We start from the raw sequence: 22,413 nt of genomic DNA, 5'->3' as shown, positions 1-22,413 counted from the left end.
CATAATGGATCGTATTAACACCATTGGCCGGCGTAAAACTGCCATCTCCCGCATTTATTTGTCGGCGGGCAGCGGGGCCATCTCGGTAAACGGGAAAGATTACAAACAATATTTCCCAACCGAAGTACTGCAAATCATTTTGAACCAACCGTTTTCGACTGTTAACGGTGTTGGTGGCTACGACGTAAAAGTTAACGTTCGTGGTGGCGGAGTGGCTGGTCAGGCCGAAGCAACCCGTATGGCAATTGCCCGTGCGCTGGTTGAGCTGAACGCTGATTTCCGTCCTGCCCTCAAGAAAGAAGGCTTCCTGACTCGGGATTCGCGTATGGTTGAACGTAAGAAATACGGTCGCCGGAAAGCTCGTCGTCGGTTCCAGTTCTCGAAACGCTAGCCAATGCATAATGACCGATGTGATCTGTATAATGAACATTTTGGCCATCGTACGTTCTTCATTACTCATTATCCATTAACTCAAGTCCAGACTGCGCTTAGATGATGCCGATGCGCGGTGCTGCGTATTTTTTCATTATTCATTTTTTATTGTTCATTTTTAGAAATGGCACAAATCGAATATAAAGACCTCCTGGACGCTGGTGTGCACTTTGGCCACCTTACGCGTAAGTGGGACCCCCGGATGGCTCCGTATATCTTCATGGAGAAGAACGGCATCCATATTATTGACCTCAATAAAACATTGGCCGCTCTCGACGAAGCCTGCAATTCGATTAAAGGAATTGTTCGCTCGGGCCGGAAGGTAATGTTTGTCGCAACGAAAAAACAGGCACAGGAGATTGTTTCTGAAGAAGCACGTCGTCTGAAAATGCCTTACGTAACAGATCGCTGGCAGGGCGGTATGTTGACGAACTTCGCTACGATTCGCAAGTCGCTGAAGAAAATGCAAACGCTGGATAAAATGCTGAAAGATGAGGAGACCATCAAGAGCATTGCCAAGCGGGAGCGTTTGACCCGTACCCGCGACAAAGAGAAACTGGAACGCGTATTAGGCGGTATTGCCGACCTGACCCGTTTGCCAGCTGCTTTGTTCGTTGTTGACGTAAAGCGTGAGCACATTGCTGTTGCAGAAGCACATCGCCTGGGCATTCCCGTATTTGCTATGTGCGATACGAACTCGAATCCGGAAGATGTTGATTTTGCAATCCCGGCTAATGACGATGCTTATAAGTCTATTTCGCTGATTACGCTCGCTATCGGTAAAGCTATTGAAGAAGGCCTGATGGAGCGGAAACAGGATAAAGATGATCAGCGCGTTCAGGAAGAAGAAGATGCTAAGCGTGCCGAAGACCTTGCGCAAGCTAAGGCCGAAGGCGCCACTGCTGAACAACCTGAAGCAGAATCAGCACCAGCTGCTGTGGCTGAAGACGAGACGGAAGCATAAAAAGTTATAAAACTGTATAGTCAGCTGGTTGTATGGTTGGGTCCGAAGTGGGCCATTGCGTAATAACTTGTTAACTATAAAACCGCTACGACGGATCGTTTTATGACTTAAGGAAATAGCCCGTAGCCAGCCGCTATGGGCTATTCCATTTCAGACACGACTTGCTGAGTACCAAATAATTTTTGGAAATTTAAATCGACAATCACCTATTACTATGGCAATTACTGCTGCTGACGTAAACAAACTTCGGCAAGAGACCGGAGCTGGCATGATGGACTGTAAAAAAGCCCTCACCGAAGCCGATGGCGATTTTGAAAAAGCAAAAGAGATTCTGCGGAAGCAGGGTCAGAAAATAGCCGACAAACGTGCTGACAACGCAACGGCTGAAGGTATTGTACTGGCACACGTTAGCCAGGATGGCAAAAGTGGGAAAGTGATTGCGTTGGCTTGCGAAACAGAACCCGTTTCGAAAGTTGCTGACTTTCAGAACCTGGCAATGGCCATCATGAGCACTGCTGTTGCAACCGATGCAACTGACAAAGCTGCTTTATTGGCAACACCTCAAGCCGATGGCCGTGCTCTTCAGGATCATATCACTGATCTGATGGGTAAAATCGGTGAAAAAATTGATGTCGCTTCATTCGAAACTGTTTCGGGTGATAAAGTTGTGTCTTACATTCACTCGAACGGTAAATTAGGTGTACTGGTTGGCCTGTCGAATACGAATGGTACGGATGTGACCGAAGTCGGTAAAGACATCGCGATGCAGATTGCTGCTATGAAACCGGTTGCTCTGGATAAAGATGGTGTTGATGCCACTATTGTTCAGCGTGAAATTGAAATTGGTAAAGAGCAGGCTCGTCAGGAAGGCAAACCCGAAGCAATGCTTGAAAAAATTGCTCTGGGTAAACTAAATAAGTTCTATAAAGAGAATACGTTGCTCAATCAGGAGTTTGTTAAAGACAACTCATTAACGATTGCACAACTGCTCGATAAAACCAGTAAAGGATTAACCGTATCGGCGTTCAAACGCGTGGCTATCGGTTAATTTCTTGGTGTTACCTACCGTTTAATAAAACCTGGCAAATTTGCCAGGTTTTATACTTTTTAATGAAATCGAAAACTAGTTGTTATTCGTAGGTAGAGGAAATAGTATTAACTCCCTCTACCTACGAACAGAATGGAAAATTTTACGGATGAAGACCTCGTAAAACTGTACATTAAAACACGTAAGAATAGCTATTTTAATGCATTGTATGAGCGTTACTGCCCTAAAGTTCGGCGCAGATGTTTACTATTTATTAAAGACGAAATACAAGCAGAAGATTTAACGCAGGATATTTTCATAAAGTTACTTAATAAGATAAATAGTTATAAACAGGAGTCTCGATTCTCTACCTGGCTTTATTCAGTTACCCGCAATCATTGTACCGATCAAATCCGAACGCCCCGTATAAAACAGGGGTTGGCGCTGGATGAATGCTACGACATTACTGCTTTATTTACAAGTGATCCAGATCAGCTAACAGAAAATCAATTCGCTGAGATAACTGAGCGGCAAATGAAACTGGCCATGACTCGTCTGGAGCCCGAAGAACAAGGGCTGTTACGGATGAAATATATGGATGAAGTTAGTGTTAAAGAAATTGCTGATCAATTTTCTTTAACACATAGTGCCGTTAAAATGCGGCTCAAACGTTCCCGCGATCGGTTACGTCAATTTTATGGAGAAGTGCTTATTGATGATACGTTGCCTTATGAGTTAATGTATAGTTAATTATCTATCAAAAAAAGAATTAAGTATTTATTTTAGTCAACACTTCAATACACCTACTAATTGGTAGGTATTTTGCTATGCTTTATAGTGTGATCGAAACCTTTCATTAGTTTAATGAACGAAATCCGTTACTTTGATTGTTTTTCGGGTCTTAACGAGCACTACCGAATCAAATGAAGCACTTTTCGGACGAAGAATTGGTCCGGTTATATATCGAAACGCAGAAGAACGCTTATTTCGAGCGTTTATACGAACGCTACTGCGATAAAGTATACCGAAAATGCCTATCATTTACCAAGGATCCGCTACAGGCCGAAGATTTGACACATGACATATTTTTGAAGCTTGTTATTAAGCTTGGAGGCTTTAAGGAACAGGCCAAATTTTCTACCTGGTTGTATTCGATTACCTATAATCACTGCACTGATCATATGCGGTCGCCACAACGGCGTACAGAAGTGTATATGGATGAAGGGTGGGAGCGGTTAGATCTGGGAGCTGATGACGGATTGGCTGAATTAGCCGAGATGGAAGCGCAAAAACTTAAGCTGGCCCTGGAACAGCTTGATCCAACAGAGCAAAGCCTGTTATTAATGAAGTACCAGGATAATATCAGCATTCGTGAGCTTGCAGATTTAAACGGAATAACCGAGAGTGCGGTGAAAATGCGTTTGAAGCGTAGCCGTGATAAACTCCGCAAGTATTACCTCGAAGCCGCTTTGTTTTGGCTACTGTTGGCCATTAAAGCTGCTTTATCGATTCGATGGCCATTTCGATAATTACCCTGCTTATAACCTATGGAAACTCCTAATCCATTCCAAGAAATGGAGCCGGACGCAGAATGTCCCCCCCATTTAAAAACCGAACTAATTTCGGAAATAGACATGATTCGAGATGTTACTACTGTCATAGAGCTATACGTTGGCGACCTGTTTGGCGTAGTTTCTGTACTGGCTAATCCCCCTCATTAATCCAGAATAGGCTGAATATGAACGCCGTAACTCTATGAAACAACTCCCGAATATAACAGAAATTTTACGCAACACCTTTCAAACCCTCATTGACCAATTTGTCGAATTTGTACCTCGTATACTAGGCGCACTCGTTATTTTATTGATTGGCATTGGTGTTGCCCGACTAATTGCGTTCATCGTCCGGCGAATTCTGGCGCAAGTGGGCTTTGATAAAATTGGTAGTCGACTAAACGAAATCAGTATTATTAAACAGCTTAATACGGAGATAAAACTGAGCGAAATAGTCAGTAAGGTTCTGTATTACTTCGTTCTACTGGTTTTTATAACAGCAGCTACTGAAACGCTGGGCGTAGCCGCTATTACTGAAATGGTTTCATCGCTGGTTAATTTCATTCCGAAAGTAATTGCAGCCGCTATCATGTTACAAGTAGGTGTTTTACTGGCTGATACGCTCAGGACCACAGTATTGAATGTATGCCAGTCATTTAACATTTCTTCTGGACGGCTACTGAGTACGATTGTGTTTGTTTTCTTCCTGGTTATTACCATCATCAGCGCACTGGGTCAGGCAGGAATTAATACGGAACTGCTTGAATCAAGTTTTAATCTGGTCATTGGAGGAGGGATCTTCGCGTTTGCAATAGGATACGGAATCGCTTCACGTGATGTGATGGCTAACATACTGTCCTCATTTTATTCCAGAAATAAATACAAAGAAGGCCAGACGATTCAGATTGATGATATAAAGGGCGAAATCGTTAAAGTAGACACGACTTCCCTGACACTTCAGACTGGTGAGACAACGACTGTGTTTCCATTGCAGGTCCTGCAAACGAAAAAGGTGGAAATTTTTAGTTAAAAAGTCTCCTTCGTATGTATCTTAATGGAAGTTCGACCGTCTTAGGTAGTATGAAAAACGTTATCTATACGCTCGTCTGCTGGATAAGCCTCACTAACGCATTTGGTCAGGACTCCACAAGAATTACAACCAATTTTAAAGATACGGTAGCTGTTAAGCCCGACACCTCCTACTGGCAAAAGTCGTTTAGTGGGGGTGTTAACTTTAACCAGGCATCATTTAGCAACTGGTCGGGTGGGGGTGTTAATTCCATTGCAATAGGAGCAGTCGTTGCCGCCCGCGCTTTATACGACAAAGGGAAAATATCCTGGGATAACACGGCTGATCTTCAGCTGGGGTATGTTCGGCAGATTGGCAATACGCGTAAGGCAGCCGATCAGATTATCCTGATTTCGGTTCTGGGACGTCAAATTGCACCGAAATGGGACTTGTTTATTTCGGGAACCTTCAATACGTTTTTTGCCCCTGGTTATCGGTATGATAAGATCCCTGCTGATCAAACCCGGTTGAAGGTGTCGAATTTTTTTGCACCGGCTCAATTCACGTTTGCGGCCGGAATCGCTTACAAGCCTAACGATTGGTTTTCGCTTCGGATGAGCCCAATTGCGCCCCGGTTTACGTTTCTGGCCGACGATGCTGTTCGGGTACGTGAGTTAGCAGATGGCTCATTTGTAGCCGATCCGACTCAAGTCGCGTATGGAGTTCAACCGGGCAAGAGCGTGCGAACAGAATGGCTTGCTTTTCAATTACAGGCGGCCCTAAATCGTAATTTGAGTGAAAACGTCTCGATAAATGCCCGTTATCAGCTGTTTACAAACTATGCAGAATTAGACAACATCAATCATCGGCTCGATCTGATTTTAACCGCTAAAGTAAGCCGCTATTTGAGCACAACCTTTGGCTTAATTGCCCTTTATAATAAAGATTTTGGCCCTGATCTACAGATTCAGCAAACACTGGCTATTGGCTTGTCGTACAATATCAGCTCGTTCCGTAAGAAAAAAGATCCAATCAAAGCAACTGACCCGTTGCCTGGGCGATTTTGATTTGACTGCAGTATTATATAGCTTGACAAGTGCATAGTAGTAAACAAATTCTAACCTAAAACCAAGGAGTCTTATGCTAAGTGAATTTCGTGCATTCATTGCCCAGGGTAATGTGCTTGATCTGGCCGTCGGTATTATTATCGGCGCGGCTTTTGGTAAAATCACTACATCTTTGGTGGAGGATATCATTAATCCGATCTTAGGATTAGTAATTGGTGGTATTGACTTTAGCCAGTTGAAAATTGTTTTGAAGGAAGCCGTAGGTACAACGCCCGAAGTAGCGATCCGGTATGGTAATTTCCTGAACGTATTGATCCAGTTTTTAGTCATTGCCTGGGTTGTTTTCCTGATTGTAAAAGCGGCAAACCGTGCTCGTTTCTCAAACTCTATACCTCCTAAGGAATAAAGTGTATTTTGAAAAAAATGAACGAAAAGCCCTGGTCAATGACCGGGGCTTCTTCATTTATGCGTTATTTTGCCAATCGTTTGATTGACTATGGTAACGAAGAAAATTGCAATTCTGGGTGGTGGCGAAAGCGGTGTAGGGGCAGCTTTGCTGGCTCAGGCAAAAGGTTTTGAGGTTTTTTTGTCAGACAAAGGAGCTTTGAAGGAAAGCTACAGAGCAACTTTGCGAGCCGCCAATATTTCATTTGAAGAAGGAAAGCACACTGAAGAACATATTCTTGATGCTGTTGAAGTAATTAAAAGTCCAGGTATCCCGGAAACAGTGCCGTTAGTGCTAAAGTTGAAAGAGCAGCAAACACCTGTTATTTCGGAAATTGAATTTGCTGCCCGTTACACGAAAGCAAAACTAATTGGTATTACAGGTAGTAATGGAAAAACGACAACAACACTCCTGATTTATCATTTGCTTAAAACTGCCGGGCTTAATGTTGGGCTGGCAGGTAATGTGGGGGATAGTTTTGCCGCCCAGGTAATCGACGATTCATTCGATTATTACGTGCTGGAGCTAAGTAGTTTTCAACTGGATGATATGTATGATACGCACCTCGACGTGATGGTGCTGCTCAACATTACGCCCGACCATCTTGATCGATATAACTATAATTTCCAGAACTACACTGATTCAAAATTCCGGATTATTCAAAACGCCCAACCCGAAGATACATTTATCTATTTTCAGGAAAGCCTACCCATTCAGAACGAACTGGCAAAGCGCAGTCCGGTTGTAAACCAACTGCCCATTTCACTCGAAACATCGGTGGCTCCCGGTGGCTATCTGACAAATGGAGAGTTAGTCGCAACCTATGGTTCGTCGATTTTTCGACTGGCCATGGCTGACACAACGCTTCGTGGGCCCCACAATGCCATTAATACGTTGGCTGCTGTGCTGGCCGCTCAGTCGGTAGGCATTGCTATTGAGTCAATTGCAGAAGGACTTAAGACATTTCAGAATGCGGCCCACCGTCTCGAACCGGCTGGAACCGTTAATGGCGTTCAGTTTATTAATGACTCCAAAGCAACGAATGTCGATTCGGTATTTTATGCCTTATCGAGTATGGAGGTTCCAACAATCTGGATTGCGGGAGGCCAGGATAAAGGGAATGATTACAGCCAGCTCGACGAAGTTGTACGCCAGAAAGTAAAAGCGCTGATTTGTTTAGGGATTGATAACCACAAATTAGTAAGTTACTTCGGCAATAAGGTAGCGACGATCTACGAAACCCAGAGTGTGACAGACGCAGTGGCAAAAGGCCTCGAATGGGGGCAACCGGGCGATGCTGTTTTACTGTCACCAGCCTGCGCCAGTTTTGATTTGTTTAAAAATTATGAAGATCGCGGTAATCAATTCAAAGCTGCCGTTAAAGACTTAATGATGAATACATAAATGCAAAATCATTCATCACTCCTAATTCATCAGTAAAACATGGCCCTTCGCGACTGGATTCGAACTCATCTTAAAGGCGACCGCCAAATCTGGTGGATTGTCCTCTATTTATCAATTATGAGCGTACTGGTTGTGTATAGCGCAACCGGTACAAAGGCGTTCCGGGAACTGGACGGTAATACCGAGATCTTTCTGCTTAAACACGGATCTCTCTTAATGCTGGGCCTGGTTTGCACCTATTTCGCTCACCGGATCAACTACATTTATTATGCCAGGTTGGCTAAATTTGGTTTGTGGTTATCAATACCATTGCTTCTATGGGCGTTCTTCAAAGGATCGACCCTAAATGATGCGTCGCGCTGGGTCACGATTCCAATTATTAATCAGACGTTTCAGCCATCAGATTTGGCGAAACTGGCGCTGATCTCGAGTCTTGCGGCCATGCTGGCCAAGCGGCAACGGTTCATGAGCGATCCTAGTGTGTTGATCAACATGATTTTCTGGATTGCGCTTATCTGCTCCCTAATCGTACTCTCCAATACATCAACGGCCCTCTTATTAGGTGCAACCTGCTTCCTGCTCATGTATATTGGTCGGGTTCCGGTTCGATATCTGGCTATCATGGTCGGGGCTTGCATTGTATTTGGTGGAATTGGATTATACCTGGGGCAACGGTTTGGAACGGCTACAAACCGGATTAAAAGCTTCATGGATTCCGATACAGTACTCTATCAGGTCGAACAATCCTACATCGCGCTCGCCAATGGTGGACTAACAGGCCAGGGGCCGGGTAATAGCCACCAGCGAAACACGCTGCCAAATCCCTTCTCCGACTTTATTTATGCCATTATCGTTGAAGAGTATGGCCTCTTACTGGGCGGCATTCCAGTTGTGCTGGCGTATATCTGGTTTCTTTGGCGAGGCATTAAAGCAATTCAAAAAACAACACGACCGTTCGGCGGACTTCTGTCCGCAGGCTTAACATTCAGCATTGTTTTTCAGGCTTTTGCCAGTATATGTGTGGCCATTGGTCTGGCTCCCGTTACAGGTCAGCCATTACCCTTACTCAGTATGGGAGGTACATCCTTAATATTTACTGGACTAGCCATTGGCATTGTGTTGAGCGTCAGCCGTGACGAAGCCGATGAAAGTAAAATATAAGTAGTCGGTTTTGGGTTACTAGTAGCGGCTCAAAGGTATAAGAGGTGCCGCTTACTGAAATCCCAAAACTGCAAACGGAACACTATGAGAATAATCATCAGCGGGGGCGGAACAGGCGGACACATTTATCCGGCTATTGCCATTGCCAACGAATTGAAAGCAATAGATCCGGCTACCGAGATTTTGTTTGTAGGAGCCGAAGGGAAGATGGAGATGGAAAAAGTTCCACGAGCCGGCTATAAGATCGTAGGATTACCTGTTGTCGGTATCAAGCGCGAACTGACGCTGGCTAACCTGGCTTTCCCGTTCAAGCTAGGCCAGAGTTTCCTGCGTGCACAGCAAATTGTCCGCGATTTTCGCCCCGATGCAGCTGTTGGCGTTGGTGGCTATGCCAGCGGCCCCTTACTACTGGTGGCATCAATGAAAGGTATTCCAACGCTAATTCAGGAGCAGAATTCCTATGCCGGGTTAACGAACAAAGCACTGGCACGATGGGCAAAACGAATTTGCGTCGCCTATCCGGGCATGGATGCTTTTTTTCCGGCCGACAAAATCAAATTGACTGGTAATCCGGTACGTAGCGATATTCAATCTGCCGACCAGCAAACTGACGCCGGGCGTATATTATTTAGCCTGGAATCTACCCGGCCAACTCTATTGGTTATTGGCGGTAGTCAGGGCGCGAGAACCCTAAACGAAAGTCTGGAAGCAGGTCTTCAGCGATTTGTTGATGCCGGTGTTCAGGTCGTTTGGCAAACAGGCCCCGCTTTCATCGAACGGGCGCGAACGGCCATTGCAGCCACCGGATCGCCACTGATCAAAGCTTATGATTTCATTTATGAGATGGATAAAGCCTACGCAGTTGCTGATGCGGTGGTGTCAAGAGCGGGTGCTTTGTCCGTATCAGAACTTTGTTTAGTAGGCAGACCGGCTATTCTAGTACCTTTGCCCACGGCTGCTGAAGATCACCAGACAAAAAATGCAATGAGTCTGGTCGAACAGAATGCGGCCTTACTGGTCAATGACCGTACTGCTCGCGAAGAACTCATAACGGCAGCCTTGAATTTATTGAACAATCCAGTGCAACGTCAACAACTGAGTACTGAAATTAAGACACTGGCGAAACCAAATGCTGCCCGTGACATTGCAGAAGAAGTAATAAAACTTACCAAATAAGGGGAGTGACAATATAGAAAAGGAAGCTATAACCCTTTCTATATTTCTTTTCCGCACGAATAGAATGACATTAGATCAGTTTAAGTACATTTATTTTCTTGGTATTGGCGGTATCGGCATGAGTGCGCTGGCCCGCTGGTTCGGCGTGAACGGGTATGGTGTAGCCGGTTATGACAAAACCCCTACTGCGCTTACGACCGCACTACAAACCGAAGGTATGGCCATCCATTTTTTGGAGGACGTTGAACAGATACCGGTTTCGTTCCGCCAGAACCCAGCCGAGACGCTTGTCATCTATACGCCAGCCGTGCCAAAAACGCATCAGGAGTACATCTACCTGACCGAAAATGGCTTCACCTTACAGAAACGTTCGCAGGTCCTGGGCCTGTTGGCGGGTCAGATGAAAACTGTCGGGGTAGCAGGAACGCACGGTAAAACGACAACGTCGTCGATGGTGGCTCATATCCTGCGTCATTCGGGCGTAAATTGTGCTGCTTTTCTGGGAGGAATCACCAATAACTACGGTACGAATTTTCTGCTCAATGAACCGGCCAGTGACCTTCGCTCGGTTGTTTGCGTGGTTGAAGCGGATGAGTTCGACCGATCATTTCTGACATTGTTTCCGCATCTGGCAATTGTGACCTCTACCGATGCCGACCATCTGGACATCTACGGTGCGCATGATGCTGTGCTTGAATCATTTGGCAAATTTGTTGGTCAGATTGAGCCGGCCGGAATGTTGTTCATGAAGAAAGGGCTATCGTTAGCTGATAAAACAAAAGCAACGGTTCGGCAGTATTCTCTTCAGGAGGGCGATTATTATAGCCAGAATCTTAAGATCGAAAATGCATCGTTTATATTCGATTTAGTGCATCCCGAAGGCGTTATTTCTGGTATTGAACTGATCGTGCCAGGATTCCATAATGTGGAGAATGCTGTAGCCGCCGGCGCTGTGGCGCTAAAGTTGGGTGTATCGTCAGAGGCAATTCGAGATGCACTGAACAGTTACTTAGGCGTACGTCGGCGGTTTGAGTATGTGCTTAAAACGGATGATGCTGTCCTGATCGATGATTATGCCCACCATCCGGAGGAAGTTAAAGCCTTTTTATCATCGGTTAAAGCATTGTATCCGGATCGCGAGCTAACAGCAATATTTCAGCCACATTTGTTCAGCCGGACCCGCGATTTTGCTGCCGGTTTTGCCGAAAGTTTGTCATTGGCCGATAATGTGATCCTGCTGGATATTTATCCTGCTCGCGAATTACCGATCGAAGGCGTGTCCTCAGAATTGATTTTTCGCGATATTCGGTCTAAAAATAAACGATCAAGTACCAAAGCCGACCTACTCGACGTTGTGCGGGAAATGAAGCCTCCGTTACTTGTTACTATTGGTGCTGGCGATATTGATCAAATGTTACCAGCCTTGAAAAGTGTCTTAAAAGACCAATAGATAAAAATATCTGGATAACGACTTAGCTTATACACAGATGTTTTCTACCTTTAAATCAATCAAGAAGTGGTTGTTCGCAATCGGGGGGCTTTTTGTTCTATTTATCTTGATTGCTTTTACCGAAATTCGGCATAAGCAGAAACGAGTTAAAGCGGTTGTTGTTCATATCGATCAGGTCGATGGGCATTCCTTCCTGACACGACGGGATGTGACGGGTTATCTGACCAATGGCGGAGCAGATCCGGTTATCGGTAAAGAATACACGGAGCTTGACTTCCATCAATTGGAAGAGCGGTTGCGGCAACATGGTTTAGTTAGAGATTGCCAGGTTTTTCGTGATCTCACGGGCGACCTGCTCGTCTCGATCGAACAACCTAGGCCAGTAGCCCGTTTGATGGCTTCGGGTGAGGGAGTGCGAACGGTATCGGGGCAATATGTAAGCGAAGAAGGACGGTTTTTTCCAGTTTCGATGAATTATTCGGCCCGCGTACCTATGTTAACCGGCAAATATTTTGCCAAAAATCGTTCGCTGGCGAGCGAACGGAATCGGCCCCTGCTGGAATTGCTGAAACGAATCCATGACGATCCGTTTTGGCGAGCTCAAATCGCTGAATTATCGGTAGATGAGCAGGGGGAGGTGACAATGTGGCCGCAGATGGGCAACCACCAGATTGAAGTAGGACCACCAACCGATCTGGAGGCCAAGCTGAAGAAACTGAAATTATTTTATACGGACGTTCTACCGGCAAAAGGGTGGGACCGATACCGCAGGGTGAGCGTCCAATACAGAAATCAAATCGTGTGCGAATGACGACGACAAGCATTGGCGACAAAATTGTAGTAGGCCTTGACATCGGTAGCACAAAAGTATGTGCAGTGGCAGGCCGGGTAGTCCGAAATAACAAAGATCAGGAAACGCTCGAAGTGCTGGGCGTCGGAGAAACACCACTGGCAGATGGTGTTACCAAAGGATCGGTGGTGAATGTTAATAATACGGTGAGTGCTATTCGGCGGGCTGTAGCAGAAGCATCGAACCAATCGAATCTGAATATCCACCTGGTCAATGTAAGTTTTAGTGGAGCTCACGTTTTATCTGTCAAATCGAGCGGCAGCATCACTCGTTCGTCGTCGGGCGATGAAATTCAGGTCGAAGATATTGATCACCTGCTGAGCGATATGTATCGCACATCGATTCCGGCCGATAAAGAGATCATTCACGTGTTGCCAATGGATTTTGTGGTCGATGGCGAAACAAACGTCAATCAACCCGTTGGTCGGAATGGTGTTAAGCTGGGCGCTGATTTTCAATTGATTACAGCTCAGGCAAATGCGGCCCGGAATGTTCGCAAGTGCATCATGCGGAATAATCTTCAGCAGGAAACAATGATGCTGTCTCCGTTAGCTTCGGGGCTGGCAGTACTGACTGATGAAGAGAAAGATGCGGGTGTTGCGCTGGTCGATATTGGGGGAGGAACTACCGAACTGGCTATTTATTACCGGGGCGTGTTACGGCATGTTGCCGTATTCCCGTGGGCAGGTAACAGCCTGACTGCCGATATTCAGTCGGGATGTAAAATCATGCCTGACCAGGCCGAACAGCTGAAAAAGCGATTCGGTAATGCCGATCCATCTGAATACAACATTAATGAAGTAGTGGCTGTGCCTGGTTTGAGTAATCGCAAACCGAAAGATGTTCTATTAAAGAATGTAGCCGTCATTATTGAAGACCGGTTGCGCGAAATTGCGGCTCTGGTGCAGGCTGAGGTCATTCGTGCCGGGTATGAAGGTAAATTGCTGGCCGGTATTGTACTGACTGGCGGAACTGCTCTTGTGCCGGGTGTCGAACATATTTTCAGTCGTGTAACCGGTACAGAAGCAAAGGTCGGCTATCCAGAACATCTTGAGCCTAACGGACGAGCCGATTTAGTGGGTGATCCCGCTTATGCGACGGCCGTTGGTCTGGTATGGGCAGGCTATAAAACTATTGACAACCGCATCTCGTTCATCAGCGATCCGGCACGGGCAGCTTATATCGAAGAACAAACACCTGCACCTGTCCGGCCACCTTATCACAATCCAGTACTAAGCGGTCGTGATAAACCACTCGAGAAAGAGCCGCCTAAAAAGGAAAAAGGAGGATTCTTGAGTTGGCTTAAGGAAGCGCTTCAGCCAATTCGGGGTAGCGAAACCGATCCTTATTAGCGGGTTAGGGCTTAACCGGTGTCAGGCCGGTTTAATCGTATACAGGCAGTTTTGTTAATTTACACAAAAAGACACCACCGAATAAGATGCTTAGTCAGGGCTATAGATTCGAAATACCAGACGATAATCCAACAATAATCAAGGTTGTGGGCGTAGGAGGCATGGGAGGTAATGCCGTCAAGCACATGTACAACCTGGAAATGAAGGATGTAAACTTTGCTGTTTGTAACACGGACCGGCAGGCGCTTATGAGCAACCCTGTGCCAACCAAGTTACAACTGGGCGATGGGCTGGGCGCGGGAACGGAGGCTAAGGCTGGTGAAGATGCTGCTCGTGCTAGTATCGAAGAAATTCGAAACCTGCTGGCTCCGCCTACCAAGATGGTGTTCATCACGGCGGGTATGGGTGGTGGTACGGGTACGGGTGCGGCTCCCGTTGTGGCCGAAGTGGCCCGCGAAATGGGCTTGTTAACAGTAGCCGTTGTAACCGCTCCATACTACTTTGAAGGCACAGACAAGAAGGAGCAGGCTCGTGAAGGTATTGAGAAACTCAAGAAAAGTTGTGATACCGTGCTGGTTGTTCTGAATGATAAGCTGGCTGAATTGTATAGCGAACTTACCTGGACGGATGCCTACGCCCATGCTGATGATGTATTGGCTAATGCGGTGAAAAGTATCGCTGAAATCATCACAACACAGGGTGATATCAACGCAGATTTTGCCGATGTCAAGAAAGTCCTTGAAGGAGCCGGTCAGTCGGTGATGGGGTCTGCTGAAGCAGGTGGCGAAGATCGGGCGCTCAATGCTATTGAAGCAGCCTTAAATTCTCCCTTGCTCAATGACCACGACATTCGCGGAGCGAAGCGTATTCTGCTTACAATTTCGTCGAGCCGGGAACATGCCATGAAGCTGAAAGAGCAAATGGCTATTTCAGAACATGTTGCTAAAAAGATTCAGGCCGAAGCCCGAATGTTTAAGTTTGGCGCTATTACGGATAAAAATCTTGGCGATAGTTTGCGGGTAACAATTATTGCGGCTGGTTTCGATAGTACGAATGCGCTGATGGAGCAGCTTAAAGGCCCAACGAGTCCTGAAGCCGAGCAACAGCCTGAAGTCGAAGAAGTATCGGAGCCCGACACAACCCTTGTCGACGTTCTGCATCAGGAGTTGCCAGCAGACGAATTAGTGCCTGTTGAGAGCGAACCAGAGGAGACTACACCCGAACCGATAGGTATTACCACGAAAGTTGATGAACGTCAATTGACGCCTACAGGGCTCAATGGGGCAACTATCGTTCGCCCTGAACAGATAAATGGTTTCCGGCCAACCCATGATGACAATGGGGGTACGCTGGTTATGGATGACGAAGAACGGCATGACGATGCTGACCTGATTAAACGCACGATTGACGCGTTTGTGAAAGGGCAGTATTCGGCTTCTGATCTTGATCGGCCCGCGTTCGAACGAAACAAAACAGTGCTTTACTCAACGCCTATGTTGCCCGAAAATGAATTCGTGCGCTCGAAGTTGAATGATTAAGCAACTTTATCTTTATACAAAAAGGGCTTTCCTGGTGGAAGCCCTTTTTCTTTGCTATACTTGATCAAGACAGCGTAAGACAATCTGTGACCTATAGGGACGTAAAAACTAACTTACTGGCCCATGCTGACCCTGAACGGGCCAAAGTTTCAGCCTGGTTTTTTAAAACAAAGCCCGGTCAATATGGAGAAGGTGATCAATTTCTGGGGCTTTCCATGCCGCAGCAACACAGTATAGCCAAACAATACCTGCGTCTTCCAATGGAGGATGTGGAACAATTACTCCGTGAACCGTTTCACGAAATGCGAATGACTGGGCTCTTGATCTGGGTTTATCAGGCTAGAAAAACAAGTTCGATAGAACGGGAGGCCCTAATGGATCGATATGTAGCGAATCGACGTTACATCAACAACTGGGATCTGGTTGATGTCACTTGCCCGCATCTTGTTGGTCGGCCCTTGCTCCAGAATGATCGGTCTGTATTGTATGAACTGGCTCAGGAAGATCATTTGTGGAGCCAGCGGATTGCTATTGTTTCGACAATGGCTTTCATTCGGGCAGGTCAATTTGCCGACACATTCGCTATTTCGGAGGCCTTACTGACCCATAAACACGATCTGATTCACAAAGCAGTGGGCTGGATGCTTCGTGAAATTGGTAAGCGTAACGTGGATGCACTTGAGGAATTTTTGCATGATCATATCCACCAAATGCCTCGTACGGCGCTACGCTATGCCATCGAAAAATTTGAACCAGCTCGACGAAAGTATTATCTGACACTATAGATGGGAGATTGGCCAATGGTCTTCGTATCTTTACGCCCCATATTGGCACTGTCAACTAAAAACCGGCCTGTCTGACAGCAGGCTATCAACTGTAAACTTAGACTATGTCTTGGTTCGTCCGAAAAGATAAGGGTATTCAAACCCCGACCGAAATGAAACGGGAGGCTCCCGACGGTCTGTGGTATCAATGCCCAAACTGCAAAAAAGCAATGCATACACGTGAGCATAAGCTCAATGCCTACACCTGTGTTCATTGTAATTATCACGAAAAAATTGGCTCAGAGGCCTATTTTTCTATCCTGTTCGATGATAACGAATTCACCGAACTCGATGCAAACATGACGTCTGCCGATCCACTGAAATTTGTCGATACAAAAGCCTATCCGGATCGGGTAAAGTCAACGATCGCCAAAACCGGACTGAAAGATGCTGTTCGAACGGCCTATGGCCTAATGAATGGTACTACGGTAACGATGGCGGTTATGGATTTTAACTTTATTGGCGGTTCGATGGGATCGGTCGTTGGCGAAAAAATTGCCCGTGCCATCGATTATGCCATTAAAAATAAGACACCTTTCCTGATGATATCCCGATCGGGTGGTGCAAGGATGATGGAAGCTGGTTTTTCGCTCATGCAAATGGCCAAGACCTCAGCAAAACTAGCCCTGTTATCGGAAGCTAAAATACCTTACGTATCGCTACTAACTGATCCTACAACGGGTGGAGTGACTGCGTCCTATGCGATGCTTGGCGATTTTAATATTGCCGAGCCAGAAGCGTTGATTGGTTTTGCCGGTCCCCGCGTTATTCGCGAAACCATTGGTAAAGATTTGCCCAAAGGTTTCCAAAGCGCCGAATTTGTTCTGGATCATGGCTTTCTCGATTTTATCGTTGATCGGAAAGATTTGAAAGATAAATTGACGAACCTGTTCAGAATGCTTCAATAGCGTAGAGCGAGGAGCACGGGGCAGACCGAGTTATTCCGCCCCGTGCCCCATGTTCCTCGCTCTCTGCTTATGCGCCTAGTCTCCCATCCGGTTTTGTGTAACTACTATGTGACGTACCGCTGTAACGCCACATGTAGTTTTTGTGATATCTGGGAGCGGCCTTCGCCTTACGTTACACTGGAGAATGCACGTGACAATCTGCGTGATCTGAAGAAACTGGGCGTTCGGGTAGTTGATTTTACGGGTGGCGAACCTTTGCTACACCGCCAGTTACCCGAACTACTCCAGGAAGCGAAGCAGCTTGGTTTCATCACAACCGTAACGACCAACGCACTCCTGTATCCAAAATATGCCGAACGGTTGCGGGGCTTGGTCGATATGCTCCATTTCTCGCTCGATTCTCCCGTGGCTGAAGAGCACGATCAGTCGCGGGGAGTGCGGTGTTTCGACAAGGTGATGGAATCGATTGCGCTGGCCCGTCAACTGGGTGAACGACCTGATATTCTGTTTACGGTATTTGATCGAAACATTCAGCAAATCAGGCAGATGCACGAGGAAATTTGCCTGCCTAACAAGCTGGTACTGATCCTGAATCCTGTTTTTGAGTATAATACCGTTGAGACTGGTGCCCGTTTGTCTGATCAGGCGCTGAGCGAGTTATCGTGGTGGGGCAAACAGAAGAACGTTTACCTCAATGAAGCGTTTATCCAGCTTCGGCTCGATGGGGGCAACCACATTGATGACCCAATTTGTAAAGCGGCCAGCACGACGATCGTTATTTCTCCTGAAAATAAATTAGTGCTGCCCTGTTATCACTTAGGCCTGAAAGACTTCGCCATCGATGGTCGTTTGCATGACCTTTACCGTTCCGAGGAAGTTCAGAAGTTAGTAGCGCTGGAAGGCCGGTTGCCTGGTTGTGAGGGTTGTGTGATCAACTGCTATATGCAGCCGTCATTTGCCGTCGAGATGAATAAATACTGGTGGAAGGCTTTGCCCAGTACACTCAAATACAATTGGGTAAAAGGGACCTGGAAACAGTTAGTCTAGTTGTTTTTTCAGGATCTTTCGGATCCTGGATCGCCCATCAACGTCGGCTCGCAGTAGATAAAATCCGGGCAAGACCCCCATTCCAATGGCTAAGTAACAGGCATAAAATCGTAAACGGTAATTCACTACTTTTCGCCCATGTTTTACACCGCCGATCAAACCGCTCAGCTACCTACCAACGGCTTTCGTTATCTGCTGACATCGCTCGACGACCATGTGCTGACGATAACACTTAACCGGCCCGAAAAGAAGAATGCCCTGAACCCGGTTATGCTGAACGAACTGGCTTTTGCGCTTACCCATGCCCATTATAATACATCGGTTTGGCAAGTTGTTCTGGCGGCAGCGGGCGACACGTTTTGCGCCGGTATGGATCTGAAATCGTTATCGGTGGGAGAGCTGGAAGAGACTACCGTTCCTGAACCGTCGGGGCCGATTCGGTTAGGGGAGCTACTGGCCGACCTGTACAAGCCATGCATTGCCTGCATACAGGGACCGGTTTATGCGGGTGGTTTTTTGCTCGTAGGAGGTAGTACGTACGCGATTGCGGCTGAGTCGGTTACGTTTAGTTTGCCGGAGGTAAAACGCGGATTATTTCCATTTCAGGTACTGGCTGTTCTGCTTGAGATTATACCTGCCCGAACGGCTATCGATTTGTGTTTACGAGCCAGAACACTGTCGGCTACGGATGCGCAGGCGTTGGGTCTGGTAACTCGCGTAGTGCCATTCACCAGTTTGGACGCTGCAATTAAAGATCTGACGGATGAACTGATGCAATTCTCTCCAACGGCTATGCAGTTTGGGCTGCGGGCCTATCAGCAACTAAAAAACCTGCCGTCAAATGAACAGCAGGCCTATCTGTACGAACAATTCCAGCAGCTTCAGCAGACGCCCGATGCCAGAGAAGGAATGGCTGCTTTTCTGGAAAAACGAAAACCCAACTGGCAGCTGTAGACTCGCTTTGAACCTGGTCTATGGACAGCCCTGCTTTCTTCGGGTGTCAATAATATTCTGAATTTTCCAGATGCCTGCCATTTTTACCAGTGTAAACGCATTGACTCCGCAGTGACTTTGCTGCCCATTGTAGTAAAACGAGTAGGGCGTCCAGGCGGTGGCCAGTTCACCATCAATTTTGATATCCATGCCGGATAGCCGCTCGTCGAGAGCACCGGGCTTCGCCTTCCCGACGGATGATATAAATTTACCAATAGCATCGTCCTGTACGGATACTTCACCTTGCTTATTAACAACCGTTTGTAAGCGGGCACCCGGTGTAAAGATGAGCTTTATCATTGTCGAGTCGGCTTTTTTCATACCCTCGAACAATTGATTGACAGAAGCCCGAACAGCCGCTTCATCAGTACTGGATGTTTGGGCAATGGCTGGGCAAAAAGCAAGGGTTATCAGAAGTAGCAGTACAATTTTCATAAGATGAAAGGTAGAGTCATAATGTCAGTCATGAGCTGTGCCACGGTTCCAAACCGTGGCACAGCTATTCTAAAACCTGGTTAAATATACTGATTAAGAATCATTTCGTATAGCTCCTGCTTGCCGCTGAGCTGTTTAGGCTCGCCATTAGCTAAGGCATACGCCCGCAGGTCGTCCAGAGTCAGCTCGCCCTTTTCAAAACGAGCGCCCTCACCGCTGTCATAGCTTGCGTACCGATCGGCCCGCAACTGCTTGTATTTTGACTTGCCCAGAATGGCTTCGGCGGCAATGGCTGCACGGGCAAACGTGTCCATACCGCCAATGTGAGCAATAAAAATATCCTCCAGATCCGTCGAATTTCGGCGTGTCTTGGCGTCAAAATTTACGCCACCTGATTTTAAACCACCTGCTTCCAGAATCACCAGCATGGCTTCGGTCAATTCATAAACATCCACCGGAAACTGGTCAGTATCCCAGCCATTCTGGTAGTCGCCCCGGTTGGCATCGAGCGATCCGAGCATGTTGTTGTCGGCAGCTACCTGCAACTCGTGCGCGAAGGTATGACTGGCTAAAGTGGCATGGTTTGTCTCGATGTTCAACTCAAAATCATCCTGCAGGCCAAAACGGTTCAAAAAGCCTACTACCGTAGCTGCATCAAAGTCATACTGGTGTTTCGTAGGCTCCATCGGTTTTGGCTCGATGTAGAAAGCGCCTTTGAAACCCTGCTTACGGGCATAGTCCCGGCTGATTTGCAGGAACTTACCCAGGTGCTCCTGTTCCCGCTTCATATTGGTATTGAGCAGGGACATGTAGCCTTCACGACCACCCCAGAACGTGTAACCCCGGCCACCTAGCTCAATCGTTGCGTCGATAGCGTTCTTCACCTGCCAGCCTCCGTGCGCCAGTACATGGAAGTCTGGATTGGTAGAAGCACCATTCATGTAGCGTTCGTGAGAGAACAGATTGGCAGTACCCCAGAGCAGTTTAACACCACTAGCGGCTTGTTTCTGTTTGGCATAATCGACAATGGCGCGGAAGTTCTTCTCGAAATCAGCATTGGAGTTGCCTTCGGGAGCCACATCGACATCGTGGAAACAGTAGTATTCCATGCCGATTTTGGTAATAAACTCAAAGGCTGCATCCATTTTATCGTGGGCAGCCGCGAGCCGATCCGCGTTCTGATCCCAGGGAAAGTGTTTAACGCCGGGTCCGAACGGATCAGCGCCAGTTCCGCAGAAGGTATGCCAGTAGGCGGTAGCAAACCGGAACAAATCCTTCATCGGCGTTCCGAGGATGGGCCGGTTAGCGTCGTAAAATTTGAAGGCTAGTGGATTGTCGGATTCGCGACCTTCGTACTGGACTGGTTTTTCCAGAAATGGGAAATACGTTTTTTCGCCAAGGGTTAATTTTGTACCAGACATACTTATAGGGTTTTGAAACAAATAAAGTCCCAAAGGTCAGTAGCTCTTGGGACTATAGCAACTATAGGAAGACTGGACTTTCAGGTTTCTTATCTACTCGCTGAAAGCAGAATCGATAGAAAATAAGACTCTGCCAACGTGCTTTATTCGTCAGAGGTTTTACTCTTTCCGGTATCGGTCATGGCACGGCTGGGCTGACGTGTCATTTTTTTGATATACTCGGCCCGGCGGAAACGTAATGCACTCCAATCGTTGTCAATCGCTATCATCCGAACGCTTTCAAAGCCGAGTTCACCCAATGCAGCCCAACCGGTGTCCCGGTTGAAATCGCACGTATACTTTTTCGATGAGCCTTTCGGATAGGCGAACCATAGCAGGCCATCACCCTGTATTTTGTTCGCTACCTGAGCGCTGATTTGATCAACTTCCTGGTGCGTTTTCACAAAGGCTATAATGAAGCAACCCTGCTGAATTTCCTCAGGATTAGTAATGATGGCCCCGAACGGCCGCATTGTATCAACAACGGTCGCAAACTCTTCCGGAGCGTTGATGACCGTAATTTCGGGTTGGGATTTGTAATTGAGTTTAGCGAAGGTGGGATGCATATATCGTTACGGGTTACAAATGGACAGTACCGTTTTGGTAAATAGCTAAACAGCCATCTAATTCCATGCTATTATCCTGAATAAAGAACTCAATAGTGGCTTTGTAGCGAATGAGGAGTTCTATGATCTGGTCATTCGATAAATTGCCTGTTCGAAACCATACAATTTTAGGAGGAGGACCGTGTAAGATTGTTAAATCAAATAAATCTTCATCGAACGTTACAACTGTGTAGCCGTTTTGACGACAAAAATCCCATATCGCCCGGTCATCTTTGTTGTACAGTCCACATTCGCGAACGCCTTCAACTACAGCGAAATGGCTCTTGAGCTTTTTAGCAACCCGGAAGGAAATATTCTGATCCAGCAAAAGTTTCATGCTGCTATACGCAGTTTATTCTCTTTCGCTGCTGCAAACGCCAACGCGGCATAAATATCGTCTTTTGTTAACTCTGGGAAGTCGCTAATAATCTCATCTATTGTCATTCCCGACGCTAGCCAGCCCAGTATATCGCCAACAGTAATCCGCATCCCCCGGATACAGGGCTTACCTCCCCGTTTTCCGGGCTCAATGGTAATAATTTGCCGAAAATCAACCATACTAACCTGTTTTATACAAACTTAATTAACTAAGTACTCAGACGGAATTAATTATAGAATGATTTTGAGTAAATCGGATAGTGTACTTGGTGCCAAATTCAGCCAGGATAGCCTTGACGGCCTGAGTCAGCGACTCATAACTGGTGTAAGCTGCT

General features: G+C 46.6%; 24 protein-coding genes. 19 read left to right on the top strand and 5 right to left on the bottom strand.

Going from position 1 to position 22,413, the window contains the following annotated elements; genetic code table 11:
- Positions 1 to 4 precede the first annotated feature (4 nt).
- From rpsI to GJR95_RS26550, 19 genes are all read left to right on the top strand, one after another.
- Entirely contained in the window at positions 5 to 391 is a 387-nt protein-coding gene (gene rpsI, locus GJR95_RS26640; RefSeq protein WP_162388753.1) for a 30S ribosomal protein S9, read from the top strand.
- A 165-nt stretch (positions 392 to 556) separates the two neighbouring features.
- Positions 557 to 1,396, top strand: a complete 840-nt coding sequence (rpsB, locus tag GJR95_RS26635; protein WP_162388752.1) for a 30S ribosomal protein S2 — start codon at positions 557 to 559, stop codon at positions 1,394 to 1,396.
- 214 nt (positions 1,397 to 1,610) lie between these two features.
- Positions 1,611 to 2,444 carry a translation elongation factor Ts gene (gene tsf, locus GJR95_RS26630; protein ID WP_162388751.1) on the top strand — a complete coding sequence of 278 codons (834 nt, stop codon included), beginning with the start codon at positions 1,611 to 1,613 and terminating at the stop codon, positions 2,442 to 2,444.
- Positions 2,445 to 2,576: 132 nt separating this feature from the next.
- On the top strand, positions 2,577 to 3,173 hold the full coding sequence (locus GJR95_RS26625) for an RNA polymerase sigma factor (protein WP_162388750.1): 597 nt from the start codon (positions 2,577 to 2,579) through the stop codon (positions 3,171 to 3,173).
- 173 nt (positions 3,174 to 3,346) lie between these two features.
- Positions 3,347 to 3,952 (top strand): RNA polymerase sigma factor, encoded by a 606-nt coding sequence (locus GJR95_RS26620; RefSeq protein ID WP_162388749.1) that lies wholly within the window; start codon positions 3,347 to 3,349, stop codon positions 3,950 to 3,952.
- A 226-nt stretch (positions 3,953 to 4,178) separates the two neighbouring features.
- Complete coding sequence (locus tag GJR95_RS26615; RefSeq protein ID WP_162388748.1) at positions 4,179 to 5,006, top strand: mechanosensitive ion channel family protein; 828 nt, start codon at positions 4,179 to 4,181, stop codon at positions 5,004 to 5,006.
- A 50-nt stretch (positions 5,007 to 5,056) separates the two neighbouring features.
- Complete coding sequence (locus tag GJR95_RS26610) at positions 5,057 to 6,052, top strand: DUF3078 domain-containing protein (RefSeq protein WP_162388747.1); 996 nt, start codon at positions 5,057 to 5,059, stop codon at positions 6,050 to 6,052.
- Between the two features lie 73 nt (positions 6,053 to 6,125).
- Positions 6,126 to 6,458 (top strand): large-conductance mechanosensitive channel protein MscL, encoded by a 333-nt coding sequence (gene mscL, locus GJR95_RS26605; protein ID WP_162388746.1) that lies wholly within the window; start codon positions 6,126 to 6,128, stop codon positions 6,456 to 6,458.
- Between the two features lie 90 nt (positions 6,459 to 6,548).
- Positions 6,549 to 7,901, top strand: a complete 1,353-nt coding sequence (gene murD, locus GJR95_RS26600; protein WP_162388745.1) for a UDP-N-acetylmuramoyl-L-alanine--D-glutamate ligase — start codon at positions 6,549 to 6,551, stop codon at positions 7,899 to 7,901.
- Positions 7,902 to 7,940: 39 nt separating this feature from the next.
- A complete protein-coding gene (locus tag GJR95_RS26595) occupies positions 7,941 to 9,062 on the top strand; it encodes an FtsW/RodA/SpoVE family cell cycle protein (RefSeq protein WP_162388744.1) in 1,122 nt (373 codons plus the stop codon).
- Between the two features lie 84 nt (positions 9,063 to 9,146).
- Entirely contained in the window at positions 9,147 to 10,238 is a 1,092-nt protein-coding gene (gene murG, locus GJR95_RS26590; protein ID WP_162388743.1) for an undecaprenyldiphospho-muramoylpentapeptide beta-N-acetylglucosaminyltransferase, read from the top strand.
- A gap of 64 nt (positions 10,239 to 10,302) precedes the next feature.
- Complete coding sequence (gene murC, locus GJR95_RS26585; protein ID WP_162388742.1) at positions 10,303 to 11,688, top strand: UDP-N-acetylmuramate--L-alanine ligase; 1,386 nt, start codon at positions 10,303 to 10,305, stop codon at positions 11,686 to 11,688.
- Between the two features lie 37 nt (positions 11,689 to 11,725).
- Positions 11,726 to 12,499, top strand: a complete 774-nt coding sequence (locus GJR95_RS26580) for a cell division protein FtsQ/DivIB (RefSeq protein ID WP_162388741.1) — start codon at positions 11,726 to 11,728, stop codon at positions 12,497 to 12,499.
- Positions 12,496 to 13,890 (top strand): cell division protein FtsA, encoded by a 1,395-nt coding sequence (gene ftsA / locus GJR95_RS26575; RefSeq protein WP_174260233.1) that lies wholly within the window; start codon positions 12,496 to 12,498, stop codon positions 13,888 to 13,890. Before GJR95_RS26580 ends, ftsA begins: the two co-directional genes overlap by 4 nt.
- A gap of 86 nt (positions 13,891 to 13,976) precedes the next feature.
- Complete coding sequence (gene ftsZ, locus GJR95_RS26570; RefSeq protein WP_162388740.1) at positions 13,977 to 15,428, top strand: cell division protein FtsZ; 1,452 nt, start codon at positions 13,977 to 13,979, stop codon at positions 15,426 to 15,428.
- A gap of 86 nt (positions 15,429 to 15,514) precedes the next feature.
- Positions 15,515 to 16,213, top strand: coding sequence for a DNA alkylation repair protein (locus GJR95_RS26565; protein ID WP_162388739.1), 699 nt, complete (start codon positions 15,515 to 15,517; stop codon positions 16,211 to 16,213).
- Positions 16,214 to 16,317: 104 nt separating this feature from the next.
- Positions 16,318 to 17,160 (top strand): acetyl-CoA carboxylase, carboxyltransferase subunit beta, encoded by an 843-nt coding sequence (gene accD, locus GJR95_RS26560; RefSeq protein ID WP_162388738.1) that lies wholly within the window; start codon positions 16,318 to 16,320, stop codon positions 17,158 to 17,160.
- A gap of 69 nt (positions 17,161 to 17,229) precedes the next feature.
- The gene (locus GJR95_RS26555; protein ID WP_162388737.1) at positions 17,230 to 18,207 is read left to right on the top strand and encodes a radical SAM protein; all 978 of its coding nucleotides are present in this window, start codon (positions 17,230 to 17,232) and stop codon (positions 18,205 to 18,207) included.
- A gap of 138 nt (positions 18,208 to 18,345) precedes the next feature.
- Positions 18,346 to 19,161 carry an enoyl-CoA hydratase-related protein gene (locus GJR95_RS26550; RefSeq protein WP_162388736.1) on the top strand — a complete coding sequence of 272 codons (816 nt, stop codon included), beginning with the start codon at positions 18,346 to 18,348 and terminating at the stop codon, positions 19,159 to 19,161.
- A gap of 18 nt (positions 19,162 to 19,179) precedes the next feature.
- On the opposite strand, the gene GJR95_RS26545 is transcribed toward GJR95_RS26550, so the two are convergent.
- From GJR95_RS26545 to GJR95_RS26525, 5 genes are all read right to left on the bottom strand, one after another.
- The gene (locus GJR95_RS26545; protein WP_162388735.1) at positions 19,180 to 19,635 is read right to left on the bottom strand and encodes a nuclear transport factor 2 family protein; all 456 of its coding nucleotides are present in this window, start codon (positions 19,633 to 19,635) and stop codon (positions 19,180 to 19,182) included.
- A gap of 80 nt (positions 19,636 to 19,715) precedes the next feature.
- Positions 19,716 to 21,056, bottom strand: coding sequence for a xylose isomerase (xylA, locus tag GJR95_RS26540; protein ID WP_162388734.1), 1,341 nt, complete (start codon positions 21,054 to 21,056; stop codon positions 19,716 to 19,718).
- Positions 21,057 to 21,199: 143 nt separating this feature from the next.
- Positions 21,200 to 21,661, bottom strand: a complete 462-nt coding sequence (locus GJR95_RS26535) for a hypothetical protein (protein ID WP_162388733.1) — start codon at positions 21,659 to 21,661, stop codon at positions 21,200 to 21,202.
- Between the two features lie 13 nt (positions 21,662 to 21,674).
- Positions 21,675 to 22,037, bottom strand: a complete 363-nt coding sequence (locus tag GJR95_RS26530; RefSeq protein WP_162388732.1) for a DUF5615 family PIN-like protein — start codon at positions 22,035 to 22,037, stop codon at positions 21,675 to 21,677.
- The gene (locus GJR95_RS26525; protein WP_162388731.1) at positions 22,034 to 22,258 is read right to left on the bottom strand and encodes a DUF433 domain-containing protein; all 225 of its coding nucleotides are present in this window, start codon (positions 22,256 to 22,258) and stop codon (positions 22,034 to 22,036) included. The genes GJR95_RS26530 and GJR95_RS26525 overlap by 4 nt, the downstream gene beginning before the upstream one ends.
- Positions 22,259 to 22,413 lie beyond the last annotated feature (155 nt).

The organism is Spirosoma endbachense (genome assembly GCF_010233585.1).
In the GTDB taxonomy this organism is placed as follows: Bacteria; Bacteroidota; Bacteroidia; order Cytophagales; family Spirosomataceae; genus Spirosoma; species Spirosoma endbachense.
This window is presented reverse-complemented; position numbering and strand designations above follow the sequence as displayed.

Coding starts and splice junctions, on each gene's coding strand:
- GJR95_RS26525 (WP_162388731.1), bottom strand. CDS start 22,258: ATGGTTGATTTTCGGCAAATTATTACCATTGAGCCCGGAAAACGGGGA.
- rpsB (WP_162388752.1), top strand. CDS start 557: ATGGCACAAATCGAATATAAAGACCTCCTGGACGCTGGTGTGCACTTT.
- GJR95_RS26555 (WP_162388737.1), top strand. CDS start 17,230: ATGCGCCTAGTCTCCCATCCGGTTTTGTGTAACTACTATGTGACGTAC.
- GJR95_RS26545 (WP_162388735.1), bottom strand. CDS start 19,635: ATGAAAATTGTACTGCTACTTCTGATAACCCTTGCTTTTTGCCCAGCC.
- murC (WP_162388742.1), top strand. CDS start 10,303: ATGACATTAGATCAGTTTAAGTACATTTATTTTCTTGGTATTGGCGGT.
- mscL (WP_162388746.1), top strand. CDS start 6,126: ATGCTAAGTGAATTTCGTGCATTCATTGCCCAGGGTAATGTGCTTGAT.
- GJR95_RS26625 (WP_162388750.1), top strand. CDS start 2,577: ATGGAAAATTTTACGGATGAAGACCTCGTAAAACTGTACATTAAAACA.
- GJR95_RS26580 (WP_162388741.1), top strand. CDS start 11,726: ATGTTTTCTACCTTTAAATCAATCAAGAAGTGGTTGTTCGCAATCGGG.
- murD (WP_162388745.1), top strand. CDS start 6,549: ATGGTAACGAAGAAAATTGCAATTCTGGGTGGTGGCGAAAGCGGTGTA.
- rpsI (WP_162388753.1), top strand. CDS start 5: ATGGATCGTATTAACACCATTGGCCGGCGTAAAACTGCCATCTCCCGC.
- ftsZ (WP_162388740.1), top strand. CDS start 13,977: ATGCTTAGTCAGGGCTATAGATTCGAAATACCAGACGATAATCCAACA.
- ftsA (WP_174260233.1), top strand. CDS start 12,496: ATGACGACGACAAGCATTGGCGACAAAATTGTAGTAGGCCTTGACATC.
- GJR95_RS26620 (WP_162388749.1), top strand. CDS start 3,347: ATGAAGCACTTTTCGGACGAAGAATTGGTCCGGTTATATATCGAAACG.
- murG (WP_162388743.1), top strand. CDS start 9,147: ATGAGAATAATCATCAGCGGGGGCGGAACAGGCGGACACATTTATCCG.
- GJR95_RS26615 (WP_162388748.1), top strand. CDS start 4,179: ATGAAACAACTCCCGAATATAACAGAAATTTTACGCAACACCTTTCAA.
- xylA (WP_162388734.1), bottom strand. CDS start 21,056: ATGTCTGGTACAAAATTAACCCTTGGCGAAAAAACGTATTTCCCATTT.
- GJR95_RS26535 (WP_162388733.1), bottom strand. CDS start 21,661: ATGCATCCCACCTTCGCTAAACTCAATTACAAATCCCAACCCGAAATT.
- GJR95_RS26530 (WP_162388732.1), bottom strand. CDS start 22,037: ATGAAACTTTTGCTGGATCAGAATATTTCCTTCCGGGTTGCTAAAAAG.
- tsf (WP_162388751.1), top strand. CDS start 1,611: ATGGCAATTACTGCTGCTGACGTAAACAAACTTCGGCAAGAGACCGGA.
- accD (WP_162388738.1), top strand. CDS start 16,318: ATGTCTTGGTTCGTCCGAAAAGATAAGGGTATTCAAACCCCGACCGAA.
- GJR95_RS26610 (WP_162388747.1), top strand. CDS start 5,057: ATGAAAAACGTTATCTATACGCTCGTCTGCTGGATAAGCCTCACTAAC.
- GJR95_RS26550 (WP_162388736.1), top strand. CDS start 18,346: ATGTTTTACACCGCCGATCAAACCGCTCAGCTACCTACCAACGGCTTT.
- GJR95_RS26595 (WP_162388744.1), top strand. CDS start 7,941: ATGGCCCTTCGCGACTGGATTCGAACTCATCTTAAAGGCGACCGCCAA.